Source organism: Streptomyces sp. NRRL B-3229, assembly GCF_000719505.1.
GTDB classification, from domain to species: Bacteria; Actinomycetota; Actinomycetes; order Streptomycetales; family Streptomycetaceae; genus Streptomyces; species Streptomyces griseorubiginosus.
In genome coordinates this window covers 173,881-187,237 of the sequence record NZ_JOGP01000013.1, presented here as the reverse complement: position 1 = coordinate 187,237, position 13,357 = coordinate 173,881, and the positions used below count along the sequence as shown (strand labels likewise).

Sequence of the window (13,357 nt, the reverse complement as noted above, 5' to 3'; positions counted from 1 at the left end):
TCTCGAACTCTCCTCGAAGTGCTTACTGGTTGCTGCACGTGGACACCGGGGCGGTGTCCAGCCAGGGCAGGTCATGTCCCATCCGGTCCCGCTTGGTGCGCAGGTAGCGGAGGTTGTGCTCGCCCGCCTGTACGGCCATCGGCTCCCGGCCGGTGACCTTGAGGCCGTGGTGCAGGAGGGCGTCGGACTTGGCGGGGTTGTTGGTCATCAGGCGCAGGCTGCGGACGCCGAGGTCCTGAAGGATCTGCGCGCCGGCGCCGTAGTCCCGCGCGTCGGCGGGCAGGCCGAGCTCCAGGTTGGCGTCGAGGGTGTCGTGGCCCTGCTCCTGGAGTTCGTACGCCCGCAGCTTGGAGAGCAGGCCGATGCCGCGCCCCTCGTGGCCGCGCAGGTAGACCACCACTCCCCTGCCCTCGGCCTGGATGCGCTCCAGGGAGGCGTCCAGCTGGGGGCCGCAGTCGCAGCGCAGGGAGCCGAAGATGTCGCCGGTGAGGCACTCGGAGTGGACGCGGACCAGGACGTCCTCGCCGTCGCCGATCTCGCCGTGGACCAGGGCGACGTGCTCGACGCCGTCGACACTGGAGCGGTAGCCGTACGCCGTGAAGGTGCCGTGGGTGGTGGGCAGCCGGGTCTCGGCCTCGCGGCGGACCGTGGGCTCGCTGGTGCGGCGGTAGGCGATCAGGTCCTCGATGGAGATGATCGTGAGGCCGTGCTTGCGGGCGAAGGGGATCAGTTCGGGCAGGCGGAGCATCCGGCCGTCCTCGCCGGCGATCTCGACGATCGCGCCGGCCGGGCGCAGTCCCGCGAGGCGGGCGAGGTCGACGGCGGCCTCGGTGTGGCCGTTGCGGGTGAGGACGCCTCCGTCCCTGGCGCGGAGCGGGAAGATGTGGCCGGGGCGGACGAAGTCGGTGTGATCGGCGTCGCCGCTCGCGAGGAGCCGCAGTGTGGTGGCGCGGTCGGCGGCCGAGATACCGGTGGTCACCCCGTGGGCGCCGGACGCGTCCACGGAGACGGTGAACGCGGTCTTCATCGACTCGGTGTTGTCGTCGACCATCTGCGGGAGCTTCAGCCGGTCCAGTTCGTCGCCCTCCATGGGGGCGCAGATCAGGCCGCGGCACTCGCTCATCATGAAGGCCACGATCTCGGGGGTGATCTTCTCTGCTGCGACGACCAGATCGCCCTCGTTCTCGCGGTCCTCGTCGTCGACGACCACGATGGGGCGGCCGGCCGCGATGTCGGCGATGGCCTGCTCGACGGGGTCCAGCGCGAAGTCCTCGAACCCGTCGGTGCTGTACAGAATGGGTGCGGCGGTCATGCCGGCGCTCCTTCCATGACGGGCCGCGCGGACTCACGGGAGCGCAGCCACCAGTCGCGCATGCCCCACAGGACGAGCGCGCCGTAGATGACGTAGACGAAGCCTGAGAAGGCGTAGCCGTTGGTGAAGTTCAGGGGGACGCCGACGAGGTCGACGAGGAGCCAGGCGAACCAGAACTCGACCATGCCGCGGGCCTGGGCGTACATGGCGACGACGGTGCCGACGAAGATGTAGGCGTCCGGCCAGGGGTCCCAGGACAGGCTCGGGTAGGCCTTGAAGAGCAGGGCGACGGCGACGGTGCCGACGGCGGCGGCGCCGACGAGGGCCCCGCGCTCACGCCAGGAGGCGAACCGGGGGGCGATGTGCCCGTCGCCCGACTGCCCCTTGTTGCGGTTCCACTGCCACCAGCCGTACAGGGCGACGAGCATGACGACGGCCTGCTTGCCGGCACTGCCGGTGAGGTGGCCGTAGAAGGCGCCGAAGAGGATGAGGCCGGAGGCGAACTGGACCGGCCAGCTCCACAGGTTGCGGCGCCAGCCGAGGGCGAGGGCGATGAGGCCGAGGATGTTGCCGATCATGTCCGACCAGAGGATGTGCTGGCCGAACAGGGTGAAGGCCTCGGTGTTGAGGGAGTTCACTGTCCGGCCCCCTGACCGCTGTTCGCGAGCAGGCGCTCGACGTACTTGGCGACGACGTCCACCTCGAGGTTGACCGGGTCGCCTGGCTGCTTGATGCCGAGCGTGGTCAGGGCGAGGGTGGTCGGGATGAGGCTGACCGTGAAGTAGTCCGGGCCGGCGTCGACCACGGTGAGGCTGATGCCGTCGACGGTGATGGAGCCCTTCTCGACCACATAGCGCGTGAGGTCCGCGGGCAGCGAGATCTTGATGATCTCCCAGTTCTCGGAGGGCTTGCGCTCCAGGACCTGGCCTGTGCCGTCGACATGCCCCTGCACGATGTGTCCGCCGAGGCGCGCGCCCAGGGCCATCGGGCGTTCGAGGTTGACCCGGGAGCCTTCGGCGAGGGCGCCGAGGCTGGAGCGGTCGAGGGTCTCGGCCATGACATCGGCGGTGAACCAGTCGGCGTCGTGTTCGACGACCGTGAGGCAGACGCCGTTGACGGCGATGGAGTCCCCGTGTTTCGCGCCCTCGGTGACGACGGGGCCGCGCACTCGGAAACGACAGGAGTCACCGAGGTTCTCGACAGCGGTGATCTCACCCAGCTCTTCGACGATTCCGGTGAACACTTCCCGGGTCCTCCCTGCCTCATTCGGGCACGGACTCCGGGGCTGTCGATTACGACAGAATCAGCGAGTGGGGACACCGAGGGCGACGCCGGACGGGACCCACCCCCACGAGGGTGAAGCCTGTTACGGCGGCACGCATACAGGTATGCCCGCCCGCCGCGCACTGCCTCCCATCCGGACTTTAACCGTCGGTCCAGGAATTTCACCTGGTCAACCGGCCGCTGGAAGCGGTCGGGTCGCGGACTGTAACCGCCGGTTCGGACTTTCACCGACCCCGGAGTGCGCTGCTTCTGGTACACAGCCAGTCTGCCACGCCCGATCGTGGTCCATACAGGCGATGCGTGTGCAGTGGCTCACAACCCGTGGCCGGAAACCTTGACCTAATGGTCTAGTCCTTTTTAGGGTCGCCGTGCGTGGACACCCGCAGAGACGGACCCGGCGGCGGTGACGACGGCCCTTGCCCGCCGCCGGGTCTTCTGCGCCGGGTCAGCACCGGACTCTGCCTGGTGTCCGGCTGACGGGGTGCGAACAGGGCGTCCTGCACCTGGTCCCTGGCGGTGAGCAGCGCGCCGCGCAGGACCGCCTCTCCGCCCAGGAGGCCGGCCCGCACCTCGGTGGCCAGCGGGGACATGCGGCGGACTCTTCGCTCCACGCGTGCGGCCAGTTCCGCCCCGCCGGCCTGCCCCACCTCGCCGCCCAGCACTACACATCCCGGGTCCAGGATCGCCACGACCGACGCGACCCCCACGGCGAGCCGGTCGGCGAGAGCGTCCAGGAAACGGGACTCCTCGTGCGCCGCCTCCGACGCCGAGCCCGTGGCCGCGACCGCCTCCGACGCCGAGCCCGTGGCCGCCACCGCCTCCGACGCCGAGCCCGTGGCCGCCACCGCTCTCCGCACCACGTCCGCGGCCGCCGCAGCTCCCCTCACCAGACCCGCACCCCCGCGACCGCCCTCGTCCAAGTCCCCACCCCCACCCCCGGCCACCGCAAGACCGCACTCCTCCGCCAGCCGCACGATCCCCGCCGACCCCGCCAGCGAATGGAAACCCCCCGCGCAGTCCACCGCCGACGGCAGTCCCGCCGTCCCCGGCACCGGCAGGAACCCGATCTCCCCCGTACCGCCCGAGGCGCCCCGCCGCAGGACGCCGTCCAGGATCACCGCCGCGCCGGTGCCATGGCCCAGCCACAGCAGGACGAAGGTGTCCCGGTCGCGGGCCACCCCGTCGCGCTGTTCGGCCAGCGCCGCGAGGTTGGTCTCGTTCTCGACATGGACGCGGGTCTCCGGGAGGCGTTCCTGAAGCGCCAGGACCAGTCGCCGGTGCCAGGCGGGCAGGCCGCCGGAGTCGCGGAGTTCGCCCGTGGCCGGGTCGATCAGGCCGGGGGCGCCGATGGCGACGGTGTGGAGTCCGGCCACCCGCGCCTCCTTCGCCGTCCGCTCGACCAGTGCGACGGCCTGCTCGACCGCGGGACCCGTCCCCGTCTCCCCGCCGATCGGCACCGACGCCTCGGCCAGCACCCGCCCCACCAGGTCGGCGACCACGACGGAGACGCCCTCGGTGCGGACGTCGAGGGCCGCGAGGTGGGCCTGGTCGGCGACGATGCCGTACAGCTTGGCGTTGGGGCCGCGGCGCTGCTCCCCCGACTCCCCGACCACGTCGATCAGTCCGGCGGCGGCGAGGCGCTCGACGAGGTCGGCGACGGTCGGCCGGGACAGCCCGGTGAGCTGCTTCAACTGGCCTGCCGTCAGCGGGCCTTCCTGCTGGAGCAGACGCAGGGCGAGCCGGTCGTTGATGGCCCGGGCGGTGCTCGGGGATGCGGGCATGCCGGGAATCCTCTCAGATCCACAGAGCCGGATATGCGCTATCTATCAGGCAGGGTTCCTGATAATTTACACCGCGACTTGTGACGGGACGAGGATCCTGGGAGGGGCCCGAAGATGAGCGATGTGGTCCACACATCAGCAGAGGTACGGCGGGCCCGGTACGCCGTGGCCGCCGTGTTCGCCGTGCACGGGGCCGTGACCGGCTCGTTCGCGACGCGGGTGCCGTGGATCCAGGAGCACTCCTCGGTCAGCGCCGGCCAACTGGGCCTGGCACTCGCCTTCCCGGCTCTCGGCGCCTCGCTGGCGATGCCGCTGGCCGGCCGCGTCAGTCACCGCTTCGGCGCCCGGAACGCACTGCGCGGCCTGATCTCCCTGTGGACCCTGGCCCTGGTCCTGCCGTCCCTCTCCCCCAACCTCCCGGCGCTCTGCCTGGCTCTGTTCGTCTACGGCGCCACGGCCGGCATGGCGGACGTGGCGATGAACGCGCTCGGCGTCGAGGTCGAGAACCGCATGGGCCGTTCGATCATGTCCGGGCTGCACGGCCTGTGGAGCGTGGGCGCCCTGGTCGGCTCCGCGGCCGGCACCCTCGCCGCGCACCTGGGCTCGGACGCCCGGCTGCACCACGCCCTCGCGTCGGCCACCCTGACCCTGCTCGGTCTGGGGGCCTGCCGCTGGGTGCTGGACCTCCAGGCCCCCGAGGACGAGGAGCCGCCGCCCCGGTTCGCGCTGCCGCCGAAGTCGGCGCTGCTCATCGGCGCGATCGGGTTCTGCGCGGTGTTCGCGGAGGGCGCCAGCCTGGACTGGTCGGCGGTGTACCTGCGGGACCAGCTGGAGACCTCGGCGGGGCTCGCGGCCGCGTGCACCACCGGTTTCACGCTCACGATGGCTGTCGCGCGGATCGCCGGGGACCGGCTGGTGGACCGCTTCGGCGCGGTGCGCACGGTCCGGACGAGCGGGGTCCTGGCGGTGCTCGGCGGGCTGCTCATCGTCGTCGCCGAGCAACCTGCGGTGGCGATGGGCGGGTTCGCGCTGATGGGGCTCGGCATCGCGGTGGTCGTGCCACTGTGCTTCGCCGCCGCGGGCCGCAGCGGATCCAACCCCAGCCTGGCGATCGCCGGGGTCGCGACGATCACCTACACCTCGGGACTGGTGGCCCCGAGCGCGATCGGCACGCTGGCCCAGGCGACCAGCCTGATGGTGTCGTTCGCCCTGGTGACGGTCCTGGCCTGCGGGCTCGTGGCCTTCGCGGGGGTGCTGCGGGCCGGCGACCGCCGGAAGGTCGTCACTCCGGCGGCGGCGGTCTCCGAGCCGCGGCAGTGACTTCCGCGTCCGGGGTCACCCCCGGCTAGTGCGAGGCCAGGTCGTAGGCGTACGACGCGCTGAACGTACCCGGTGCGCCCTTGCAGCCGTCCGACTCCCCCGGCAGCTTCACCCACAGGTAGGCGTCGATCCTCGCTTCACCGGTGTCCAGGGTCGGAGCGCGTCCGATCCTCCGGCCGGCGGGGTCGCACCACTCGCCGTCCGGCGGGGCGCCGTTGCCGTTGCGGCTGGTGTCGATGACGGCGCCCAGACCGGACGGTCCGCCCAGGGCGGCGAGGACCTGACGGTCGTAGGCGATCTCGGCGGACGTGATGTGGAAGTTGGAGACGTTGCTGAAGATCCCGTCGGAGGAGGCGACCGAGGCGGCGCCCGCCTGCTTCAGCAGGGTCGCCTGCTGCACGGCCGGGTTCCATCCGGAGTGGCCGGCGTCGTAGTAGACGCGGGCCTTCGGGTTCGCGGCCTTCAGGACCCGGCCCGCGCGGGCCAGCGAGGCGAAGCGGTCGGCCCGCCCGGCCTCGGAGAGGCAGTCCGACTGGGCGATCGAGTCGGGCTCCAGCACGACGATCACCTGGCGGGAGCCGAGTCCCGCGGCGAACCGGTCGATCCAGGCGTCGTAGGCGCCGAGATCCGGTGCCCCGCCCTGGGACGCGCCTCCGCAGTCACGGTCCGGGACCGCGTACGCCACGACCACCGGCACCCGGCCCTGCGCGGCGGCGCCGGAGGTGACCGCGCGGACCCGGGAGGTGATCGTCGCCGGGGTGTAGTCGGCGAACCAGACCGCGGCCGGTCGGTCGGCGATACGGGACCGGATGACATCGGCACGCCAGTCGCGCGGGTTGTCCTGCACCCAGTCGAGGACCTGCGAGGACGGATGGCGGTAGAGACGGCCGACGGCGGTGGGCCGGGGCTTCTCGGGGCTCGGCTTCCGGCTCTTGGGCGACGAGGACGGAGGCCCGCTCGGCTCGGCGGAGGGGGACGCGGAGGCGGAGGGGGCGGCCGAGGGCGCGCCGGGGCCCGAGGGCAGGACCCGTACGCCGGCCCGCCCCGGGGAGCCGCCGGCCGAAGCCGGTCGCACCTCGTCGGAGCCGTCACGGCCGCCGAGCGCGGAGAGCATCCCGGTCGCGGTGGCGACGGCGACGACCGCGGAGGCCACCGCGACCAGGACACCGCGACCCACGGCCCGTCTGCGGGCGGCGCGGCGCGCGGCCAGTCGCTGGGCACGTAAGCCTGACACCCTGTCGCTCCCCCCTCGCACGGCGGGGGCGTTACCCCGTTCTGGGGAAGCGTCGGGCCCGCCGGTACCCCGGCCAGCCTAGGACTGGGACCCTGCCGTCATGGTGCAAACGGAACAGTTCACCACCCCCCTCGACACGGTCGTCTCCCGTATGCGCGCCCTGGACGAGGTCCTTCCCGAACGGGACGGCGTAGCGGTCTTCAACCGCGTCTACCTCGCCGTCACCGAGGCGGTGGACCGCTGTGTCGACGCGGGCCGGTTCGCGGACGCGCGGGCCGCGATCACGCTGGACGTGCGGTTCGCGGAGCGCTATCTGACCGCGGTCGACGCGGCCGTCCGCGGACACCGTCCGCCGGCCTGCTGGCGGCCGCTGTTCCAGTTCCGCCGTCATCCCGGGGTACGGCCTCTACAGTTCGCGTTGGCGGGCATCAACGCGCACATCGGGCACGACCTCGCGCTCGCCGTGGTGGACACCTGTCGTAGCCTCGGCTGCGAACCGACCGACGTGGAGGACGAGTTCGACCGGGTGGGCGACCTCCTCGTTTCGCTGGAGGAGAGGATCCGCGAAGAGCTGATGCCGGGCCCCGACGTCCTCCAGGTCGCCGACCCGCTCACCCATCTGCTCGGCGCCTGGAGCCTGGACCGCGCCCGGGACGCCACCTGGACCGCGGCCCGTGCCCTGTGGGCGCTGCGCGGACTGCCCGACGTGGCCGAGGAGTTCACGGAGCGCCTGGACACGGCGGTGGGTTTCGCGGGCCGCATGCTGCTGACGCCGCTGCCGGACTGACCTCGGCCAGCCGGCTGCCGGACCGGTCTTGAGCTAGCCCGCTGCCGGACCGGTCTCGGGCTACCCCGGTGCCGGGCCGACCTCGGGCTAACTCGCTGCCGGACCGACCTCGGGCAATCCCGGTGCCGGGCCGACCTCGGGCAATCCCGGTGCCGGACCGACCCGGACACGACCAGGTCTAGTCCTCCGGCAGTTCCACCGGCGCGATCTCGTCGTACACGTCCCCCGGGCCGGGGTTCGTCGCGTCGGTCTCGCCGCCGAAGTGGTGCATGACGCCCCAGACCGCGTTCAGGGCCGTCTGGATCGCGCCCTCGGCCCAGCCGGCCGTCCAGGAGATGTCGTCGCCGGCGAGGAAGATGCCCCGCTTGTCGGCGGGCAGCCGGTCCTGCATGAAGTGGGTGAACAGGCGCCGCTGGTAGCGGTAGTGGCCGGGCAGGTTGGCCTTGAACGCGCCCATGAAGTAGGGCTCGTTCTCCCAGGACACGGTGACCGGGCTGCCGATGATGTGCTTCCTGATGTCGACCTTCGGGTAGATCTCGCCGAGGGACTTCAGCATGACCTCCATCCGCTCGTTCGCGGACAGCGGCAGCCACTTCAGGCTGTCGTCGCACCATGTGTAGGAGAGGCAGATGACGGCCGGCTTGTCCGGACCGTCGTCCAGCAGGTAGGTGCCGCGGGTCATCCGGTCGGTGAGGGTCATCGACATGACGTCCCGGCCGGTTTCCTCGTCCTTGTCCAGCCAGAACGGCCGGTCCACGGGGACGAAGAGCTTCGACGACTCCATGTAGTGCGTGCGCTCGATCGCCGTCCAGTGGTCGATCGGGAAGAGCGAGTCGTCGCAGGCGATCTTCGAGAGCAGCATCCAGGACTGGGCGGTGAAGATCGCCGCCCGGTAGGTGCGGATGTCCCCTCCGGCGTCGGTCACGGTGATCCGGTTGCCCGCGGTGCGGTGCAGGCGGGTCACGGCGGGGCGCGGTTCACCGTCCACGTGCAGGGACTTCAGGGAGGTGCCGTACGCCCAGTGCACGATCTTCTCCGGCTCGCGCTCCCACAGCCGCAGCGGCAACTGCTGCGAGCCGCCCACGATCCCGCGGTGGTGGTCGTCGGCCTCGGTGTAGACGACTCGCAGGATCTCCAGGATGGAGTTGGGGAAGTCGGTGTCCCAGCCGCCGGTGCCGAAGCCGACCTGGCCGAAGATCTCGCGGTGCCGGAAGGAGCGGAACGCCTCGGAGTCGCAGAGGAAGCCGTAGAAGGTCTGGTTGTCGAGCTTCTCCACGAGCCGCGACCAGATCTCGCGGATGCGCGGCACGTCCCGCTCGCGCAGGGCGCGGTTCATGTCGGTGAAGTCGGCGCCCTCTTCGAGGCACTTGTTCCAGGCCTCGGCGACATCGCGGTAGACCTGCGGGAGGTCGGCGATCGTCTCGGCGTAGTGGGACTCGCCCTTGAGGTCGACGACCGTCGAAGGGGTGCCTTCCGCAAGGGGGTTGGGGAAGGGGCGGGTCTCCAGGCCGACGAGGTCGATGTAGTGCTGGAGGGCAGTGGATGAGGGCGGGAAGCGCATCGCGCCCATCTCCGCGGTCAGGCCCTCGGTGCCCTGGCCCTCGAAGCCCACGGTCCGCAGCCGGCCGCCGATCCGGTCGGCCTCGTAGACGACCGGCTTGAGGCCCATCTTCATCAGCTCGTACGCGGCCACGATGCCGGAGAGACCGCCGCCGATCACCGCGACCTCGGTGCCGTGTTCGGTGGCCGGTATCTGTCCGAGGCCCGCCGGGTGGGCGAGGAAGTCGTCGTAGGCGTAGGGGAAGTCCGGCCCGAACATGGTGATCGGCGGCTGCTGCGCGTCTGCGTGCTCGACGGCGTTGGGCACGGTGGACGTCATGGGGTACGGGCTCCTTGAAGGGGGCTCGGGGCAGGCGGGTGGTCAGGCCTGGGACCCGAAGGCGAGCGGGTGGTTCAGACGAGGGACCCGTAGAGGCCGGGCCGGCGGTCCTTCAGATACGGGTTGGTCTCGCGGGAGGCGGCGAGGAAGGCGGGGTCGACGTCGGCGAGGATCAGGTCCGCAGCGCGTCCGGCGCGGGCTCGGGCCACTCCGTCGGGGCCGGCCAGCACGGAGAGACCGACGAAGTCGAACTCCCCTTCCTGGCCGACCCGGTTGACGTAGGCGACGTACATCTGGTTCTCCCAGGCCCGCACCGGCACCAGGGACTCGGCGACGAACTGGAACGGGTGCATCTGGGCCGTGGGCACGAGGAGCAGGTCGGTCCCGGCGAGGGCGTGGGCGCGGACGTTCTCCGGGAACTCGACGTCGTAGCAGATCATCAACCCGACGCGCAGACCGCCGAGTTCGGCCTGGACCACCGGCTGCTCCCCCGGCGTGAAGTGGTCGCGCTCGAAGCAGCCGAAGAGGTGGGTCTTGCGGTAGTTGGCGAGGCGGGTGCCGTCGGCGGAGATCAGCTGGGCGGAGTTGAACACGGTGTCGCCCGACCGCTCGGGATATCCGTAGGCGACGGCGAGGCCGTGCCGTGCGGCGATCTCCGCGACCGCGTCGGCGCCCTCCCCGTCGGCCTCCTCGGCGAGGCGTGCGATGTCGTCGCCGATCGCGTACCCGGTGAGGAACATCTCCGGAGCGGCCAGCAGCGCGGCACCCGCGGCGGCGGCCGAGGCCGCGGCCTCGTCGAGAACCTTGAGGTTCGTCTCGACGGAACCGGGGCGGCCGGAGCTCTGGAGCAGGGCGGTGCGCATGCGTGATCCTCACCGGGCGGAGGGTGGATGTGGGGGCCACGTAGCGGGCCATATAGAAGGTACGGGCGGCTCACCGGCGCGAACAAGAAGGAGCCGTTGCGCGCCGGTGAGCGGTTCATTGCGTGCTCAGGCGCTCCTGCGGCGATTCGTTGCGCGGACGCCGGCGGCCCCGGGCCAGCACCAGTGCCGTCACCGGATACGGCACGGACAGGATGACGAAGACCGTGCTGTGTGGCAGCGACGTTCCGAGCAGGGTGTAGACGCCGAACACGGCGACCGTGACCAGTTCCGTGCCCAGGCTCGCGACCGAGGTGAGGGTGGCCCGCCGGGCGTCGTCGATGCGGTGCTGGAGGCGGACGTCGGCGAGGACCTCGGCCAGCTGGAAGCCGGCGAAGGCGAGGCCGACGAGGGCGATACCGGCCGGGGTGCGGATGCCCGCGCCGACGGCCAGGGCGAGGGCGGCTGCGGCGATCAGCGCGGCGAGTCCCCGGGTGCCGAGGCGTTCGGCGGGCCCGGCGAACAGGCTGCCGAGGGTGACCAGCGTCCAGACCAGCAGGACCAGCCAGGGCACGGTGGTCTCGGCCACGCCGAGGTCCCGGATCAGCAGCGAGACGTACTCGTCGAGTGCGCCCCACACCGCGGCGACGGCCGGGATCAGCAGCAGGGCGCCCCGGACCGCCCGGTCGCCGCGGGCCTCGGCGACTCCGGCCCGCAGGGTCGCCGACCAGCTCGTGCTCCCCTTCGCGGCCGGTACCCGGTGCTCGGGCAGCCGGGTCGCCGTCAGCGCGGCCAGCAGACAGGCGAGGACGCTGCCGGCGCCCACGGCCGGGTAGCCGCCGAGCGCGAGGACCGGTCCGGCGAGTCCCATCGCGGCCACGGCGGCCAGCAGCCGGGCCGCGCGGGTGCGTCCCATCACGCGCGCGTACCGGTCGGCGGCGCCGAGCCGTTCCATCTCGTCGTAGACCAGCGCCTCCAGCGAACCGGAACCGAGGGCACCGCCGGCTCCCCACAGGACGAAGCCCAGCGCGAAGGCGCCGTACGACGGGACGGTCACCCACAGCGCGAAGCCGGCCGCGGTGAGCAGCGGGCCGATCCACAGCAGCCGACGGCGCGAGACGGTGTCGGCCCAGGCGCCCGAGGGCACCTCGAGGACCACGGCCGTGAGGGACCACAGGGCGAACAGCGAGGAGATCTGCCACAGCGGCAGGCCGGTGTCGGCGAAGAGCAGCGCGTACACCGGGTAGAGCAGGACAAGGTCGTCGAGGAACGCGTAGCCGTACAGCGTGGTCGTCAGCCGGCGGACGCCGGTCGCGGGCACACGTGCGGGTGAGAGTGTCATGAGGCCTTCCCGGAAGGGCGGTTCGGACGTCGTGGGCACGGCGTCCGAGGCGGCCCTCGGGAGGCACGGCTGGTGGATCAATGTCGCCAGGTCATGTGACCGATGCTAGACAGTTCCGGGACCGCTGCCCAGCGAAAATGTGGTGATCACGGCGGCGTGGTCGGAGGGCCAGTCGTTGTCCTCGACATCCGGCCAGGTCCGGGGCGTGCCCGTGACGTACGTCCGTGAGTCGAGGACCCGCAGCCCCCGGTGCAGCACGAAGTCGATCCGGTCCTGGGGCTCGGGCTCGGCGTGGACCGGGGACCAGGTGTGCCCGGGCTCCCGCTCGGCGTCGGGATGCGCCTCCCGGTAGGAGTCCCGGAACCCCGCCTCCTCCGCCGCCTTCGTCACCGGCCACTCGACGTCCGGCCAGTCCAGGTGGGAGGGGCAGTTGAAGTCCCCGACGAGGACGGCGGGCGCGGTGTCCCCGATCCGGCGCAGCGCCTCCCGCAGCTGTCCGAGCCGTACCTCCTCGTGGGCGAGCGGCTCGGACGCGTAGGGCCCGTAGTGCTCGGCGTCGAGGTGTGCCGTCCAGATGTCGACCTCCTCGCCTTCTACGGCGATCCGCGCGCCGGCGGCCCCGTAGAACCCGACGTCCGGGTCGCCCAGCACGGCCGTGACGGGAAAGCGGCTGATGACGCCGAGGTTGGGTCCGGCGCTGTGGTGGTGCCAGCCCAGCGCCTCGGCGAGCTCCTCGGCGGCGGTGCCGTAGGTCTCCTGGAGTCCGACCACGTCCGCACCGGTCTCGGCGATGACCTTGAGCTGCTTGGCGCGGTGGTCGTGGACCTTGGTGCCGCCGTACCAGAGGTTCCAGGTCATCACGCGGAGCCGGTACGGCAGCAGGGCGCGCAGCCGGGGCACGGTGACGTCCTCCAGCCCTTCGAGGACCGTACGGCCCGGGGCCGGCTCGATGGGGGCGAGCGAGGGCACGGCGAGGACCGCGCAGCCGGCCGCCTCGGCGGAGCGGACGCCGGTCTCGGTGTCCTCGACGGCAACACAGTTCACGGGGTCCACGCCGAGGGCGCGGCAGGCGGTGAGGTAGGGGTCGGGGGCGGGTTTGGTGTGCTCGGTGTCGTCGGCGGTGACGGAGACGGCGAACCGGCTCGCGCCTCCCAGTGCCTGGAGGACGACTTCGGCGACGGCCCGGGGCGACGCAGTGACCAGGGCGGTCGGGACGCCCTCGCGGGCCAGCGAGTCGAGCAGGTCGAGCGCGCCGGGGCGGGGCACGACTCCGGTGCGGACGCGATCGGCGAACTCGCGGTGGAGGGTGTCGGCGAGGTCTCCGACGGGACTGCCGGTGGCCGCGGCCAGCCAGGCGGCGGTGTGCTCGACCGGGCGGCCGAGCACGTCCGGCCGGTCCGCCCCGGTCAGGGGCCGCCCGGCTACCTGTTCCACCGCCTCCCACCACAGGCGCTCGGTGTCGACGAGCGTGCCGTCCATGTCGAACAGGACGGCCTGGAGCGGGAGTCGAGTCACGGTGATCTCTTTCGTGTGGGGGGGGGAATCGGCGGTCGTACGA

General features: G+C 72.0%; 11 protein-coding genes and 1 riboswitch. Of the genes, 2 read left to right on the top strand and 9 right to left on the bottom strand.

All coding sequences use genetic code 11. The annotated features are described in order from the left end of the window. Nucleotides 1-22: 22 nt before the first annotated feature. The 4 genes from IF54_RS0122815 to IF54_RS0122800 form a co-directional block, all read right to left on the bottom strand. On the bottom strand, nucleotides 23-1,312 hold the full coding sequence (locus tag IF54_RS0122815) for a bifunctional 3,4-dihydroxy-2-butanone-4-phosphate synthase/GTP cyclohydrolase II (RefSeq protein WP_030321586.1): 1,290 nt from the start codon (nucleotides 1,310-1,312) through the stop codon (nucleotides 23-25). Continuing rightward, nucleotides 1,309-1,950 carry a nicotinamide mononucleotide transporter family protein gene (locus tag IF54_RS0122810; protein WP_030321584.1) on the bottom strand — a complete coding sequence of 214 codons (642 nt, stop codon included), beginning with the start codon at nucleotides 1,948-1,950 and terminating at the stop codon, nucleotides 1,309-1,311. Before IF54_RS0122810 ends, IF54_RS0122815 begins: the two co-directional genes overlap by 4 nt. Continuing rightward, nucleotides 1,947-2,555, bottom strand: a complete 609-nt coding sequence (locus tag IF54_RS0122805) for a riboflavin synthase (protein WP_030321582.1) — start codon at nucleotides 2,553-2,555, stop codon at nucleotides 1,947-1,949. Before IF54_RS0122805 ends, IF54_RS0122810 begins: the two co-directional genes overlap by 4 nt. A gap of 156 nt (nucleotides 2,556-2,711) precedes the next feature. Then, nucleotides 2,712-2,842: riboswitch (FMN riboswitch) on the bottom strand. Between the two features lie 101 nt (nucleotides 2,843-2,943). Continuing rightward, on the bottom strand, nucleotides 2,944-4,377 hold the full coding sequence (locus tag IF54_RS0122800) for an ROK family transcriptional regulator (protein ID WP_234439035.1): 1,434 nt from the start codon (nucleotides 4,375-4,377) through the stop codon (nucleotides 2,944-2,946). 114 nt (nucleotides 4,378-4,491) lie between these two features. On the opposite strand from IF54_RS0122800, the gene IF54_RS0122795 reads away from it, so the two are divergent. Further along, nucleotides 4,492-5,697, top strand: a complete 1,206-nt coding sequence (locus IF54_RS0122795) for an MFS transporter (protein WP_030321575.1) — start codon at nucleotides 4,492-4,494, stop codon at nucleotides 5,695-5,697. 25 nt (nucleotides 5,698-5,722) lie between these two features. Here the strand turns inward: IF54_RS0122795 and IF54_RS0122790 are convergent, their stop codons facing one another. Beyond that, nucleotides 5,723-6,931, bottom strand: coding sequence for a glycoside hydrolase family 6 protein (locus IF54_RS0122790; protein ID WP_420790496.1), 1,209 nt, complete (start codon nucleotides 6,929-6,931; stop codon nucleotides 5,723-5,725). A gap of 100 nt (nucleotides 6,932-7,031) precedes the next feature. Between IF54_RS0122790 and IF54_RS0122785 the strand changes: the two genes are divergently transcribed. Beyond that, the gene (locus IF54_RS0122785; protein WP_030321571.1) at nucleotides 7,032-7,718 is read left to right on the top strand and encodes a DUF5995 family protein; all 687 of its coding nucleotides are present in this window, start codon (nucleotides 7,032-7,034) and stop codon (nucleotides 7,716-7,718) included. A 178-nt stretch (nucleotides 7,719-7,896) separates the two neighbouring features. Here IF54_RS0122785 and IF54_RS0122780 read toward each other — a convergent pair whose 3' ends face one another. The 4 genes from IF54_RS0122780 to IF54_RS0122765 all read right to left on the bottom strand — a co-directional run bounded on the left by IF54_RS0122780 (nucleotide 7,897) and on the right by IF54_RS0122765 (nucleotide 13,314). Further along, nucleotides 7,897-9,597: a flavin monoamine oxidase family protein gene (locus IF54_RS0122780; protein ID WP_030321569.1), complete on the bottom strand. Its 1,701-nt coding sequence runs from the start codon at nucleotides 9,595-9,597 to the stop codon at nucleotides 7,897-7,899. Between the two features lie 74 nt (nucleotides 9,598-9,671). Next, nucleotides 9,672-10,460, bottom strand: a complete 789-nt coding sequence (locus IF54_RS0122775) for a carbon-nitrogen hydrolase family protein (RefSeq protein WP_030321567.1) — start codon at nucleotides 10,458-10,460, stop codon at nucleotides 9,672-9,674. A 115-nt stretch (nucleotides 10,461-10,575) separates the two neighbouring features. Further along, the gene (locus IF54_RS0122770) at nucleotides 10,576-11,799 is read right to left on the bottom strand and encodes an MFS transporter (RefSeq protein WP_037820404.1); all 1,224 of its coding nucleotides are present in this window, start codon (nucleotides 11,797-11,799) and stop codon (nucleotides 10,576-10,578) included. Between the two features lie 105 nt (nucleotides 11,800-11,904). Beyond that, nucleotides 11,905-13,314, bottom strand: coding sequence for an HAD-IA family hydrolase (locus IF54_RS0122765; RefSeq protein ID WP_030321564.1), 1,410 nt, complete (start codon nucleotides 13,312-13,314; stop codon nucleotides 11,905-11,907). Nucleotides 13,315-13,357 lie beyond the last annotated feature (43 nt).

Bases quoted from the DNA above. Each gene is read 5' to 3' on its own strand.
- IF54_RS0122775 (WP_030321567.1), bottom strand. From the start codon at position 10,460: ATGCGCACCGCCCTGCTCCAGAGCTCCGGCCGCCCCGGTTCCGTCGAG.
- IF54_RS0122785 (WP_030321571.1), top strand. From the start codon at position 7,032: ATGGTGCAAACGGAACAGTTCACCACCCCCCTCGACACGGTCGTCTCC.
- IF54_RS0122815 (WP_030321586.1), bottom strand. From the start codon at position 1,312: ATGACCGCCGCACCCATTCTGTACAGCACCGACGGGTTCGAGGACTTC.
- IF54_RS0122800 (WP_234439035.1), bottom strand. From the start codon at position 4,377: ATGCCCGCATCCCCGAGCACCGCCCGGGCCATCAACGACCGGCTCGCC.
- IF54_RS0122795 (WP_030321575.1), top strand. From the start codon at position 4,492: ATGAGCGATGTGGTCCACACATCAGCAGAGGTACGGCGGGCCCGGTAC.
- IF54_RS0122780 (WP_030321569.1), bottom strand. From the start codon at position 9,597: ATGACGTCCACCGTGCCCAACGCCGTCGAGCACGCAGACGCGCAGCAG.
- IF54_RS0122770 (WP_037820404.1), bottom strand. From the start codon at position 11,799: ATGACACTCTCACCCGCACGTGTGCCCGCGACCGGCGTCCGCCGGCTG.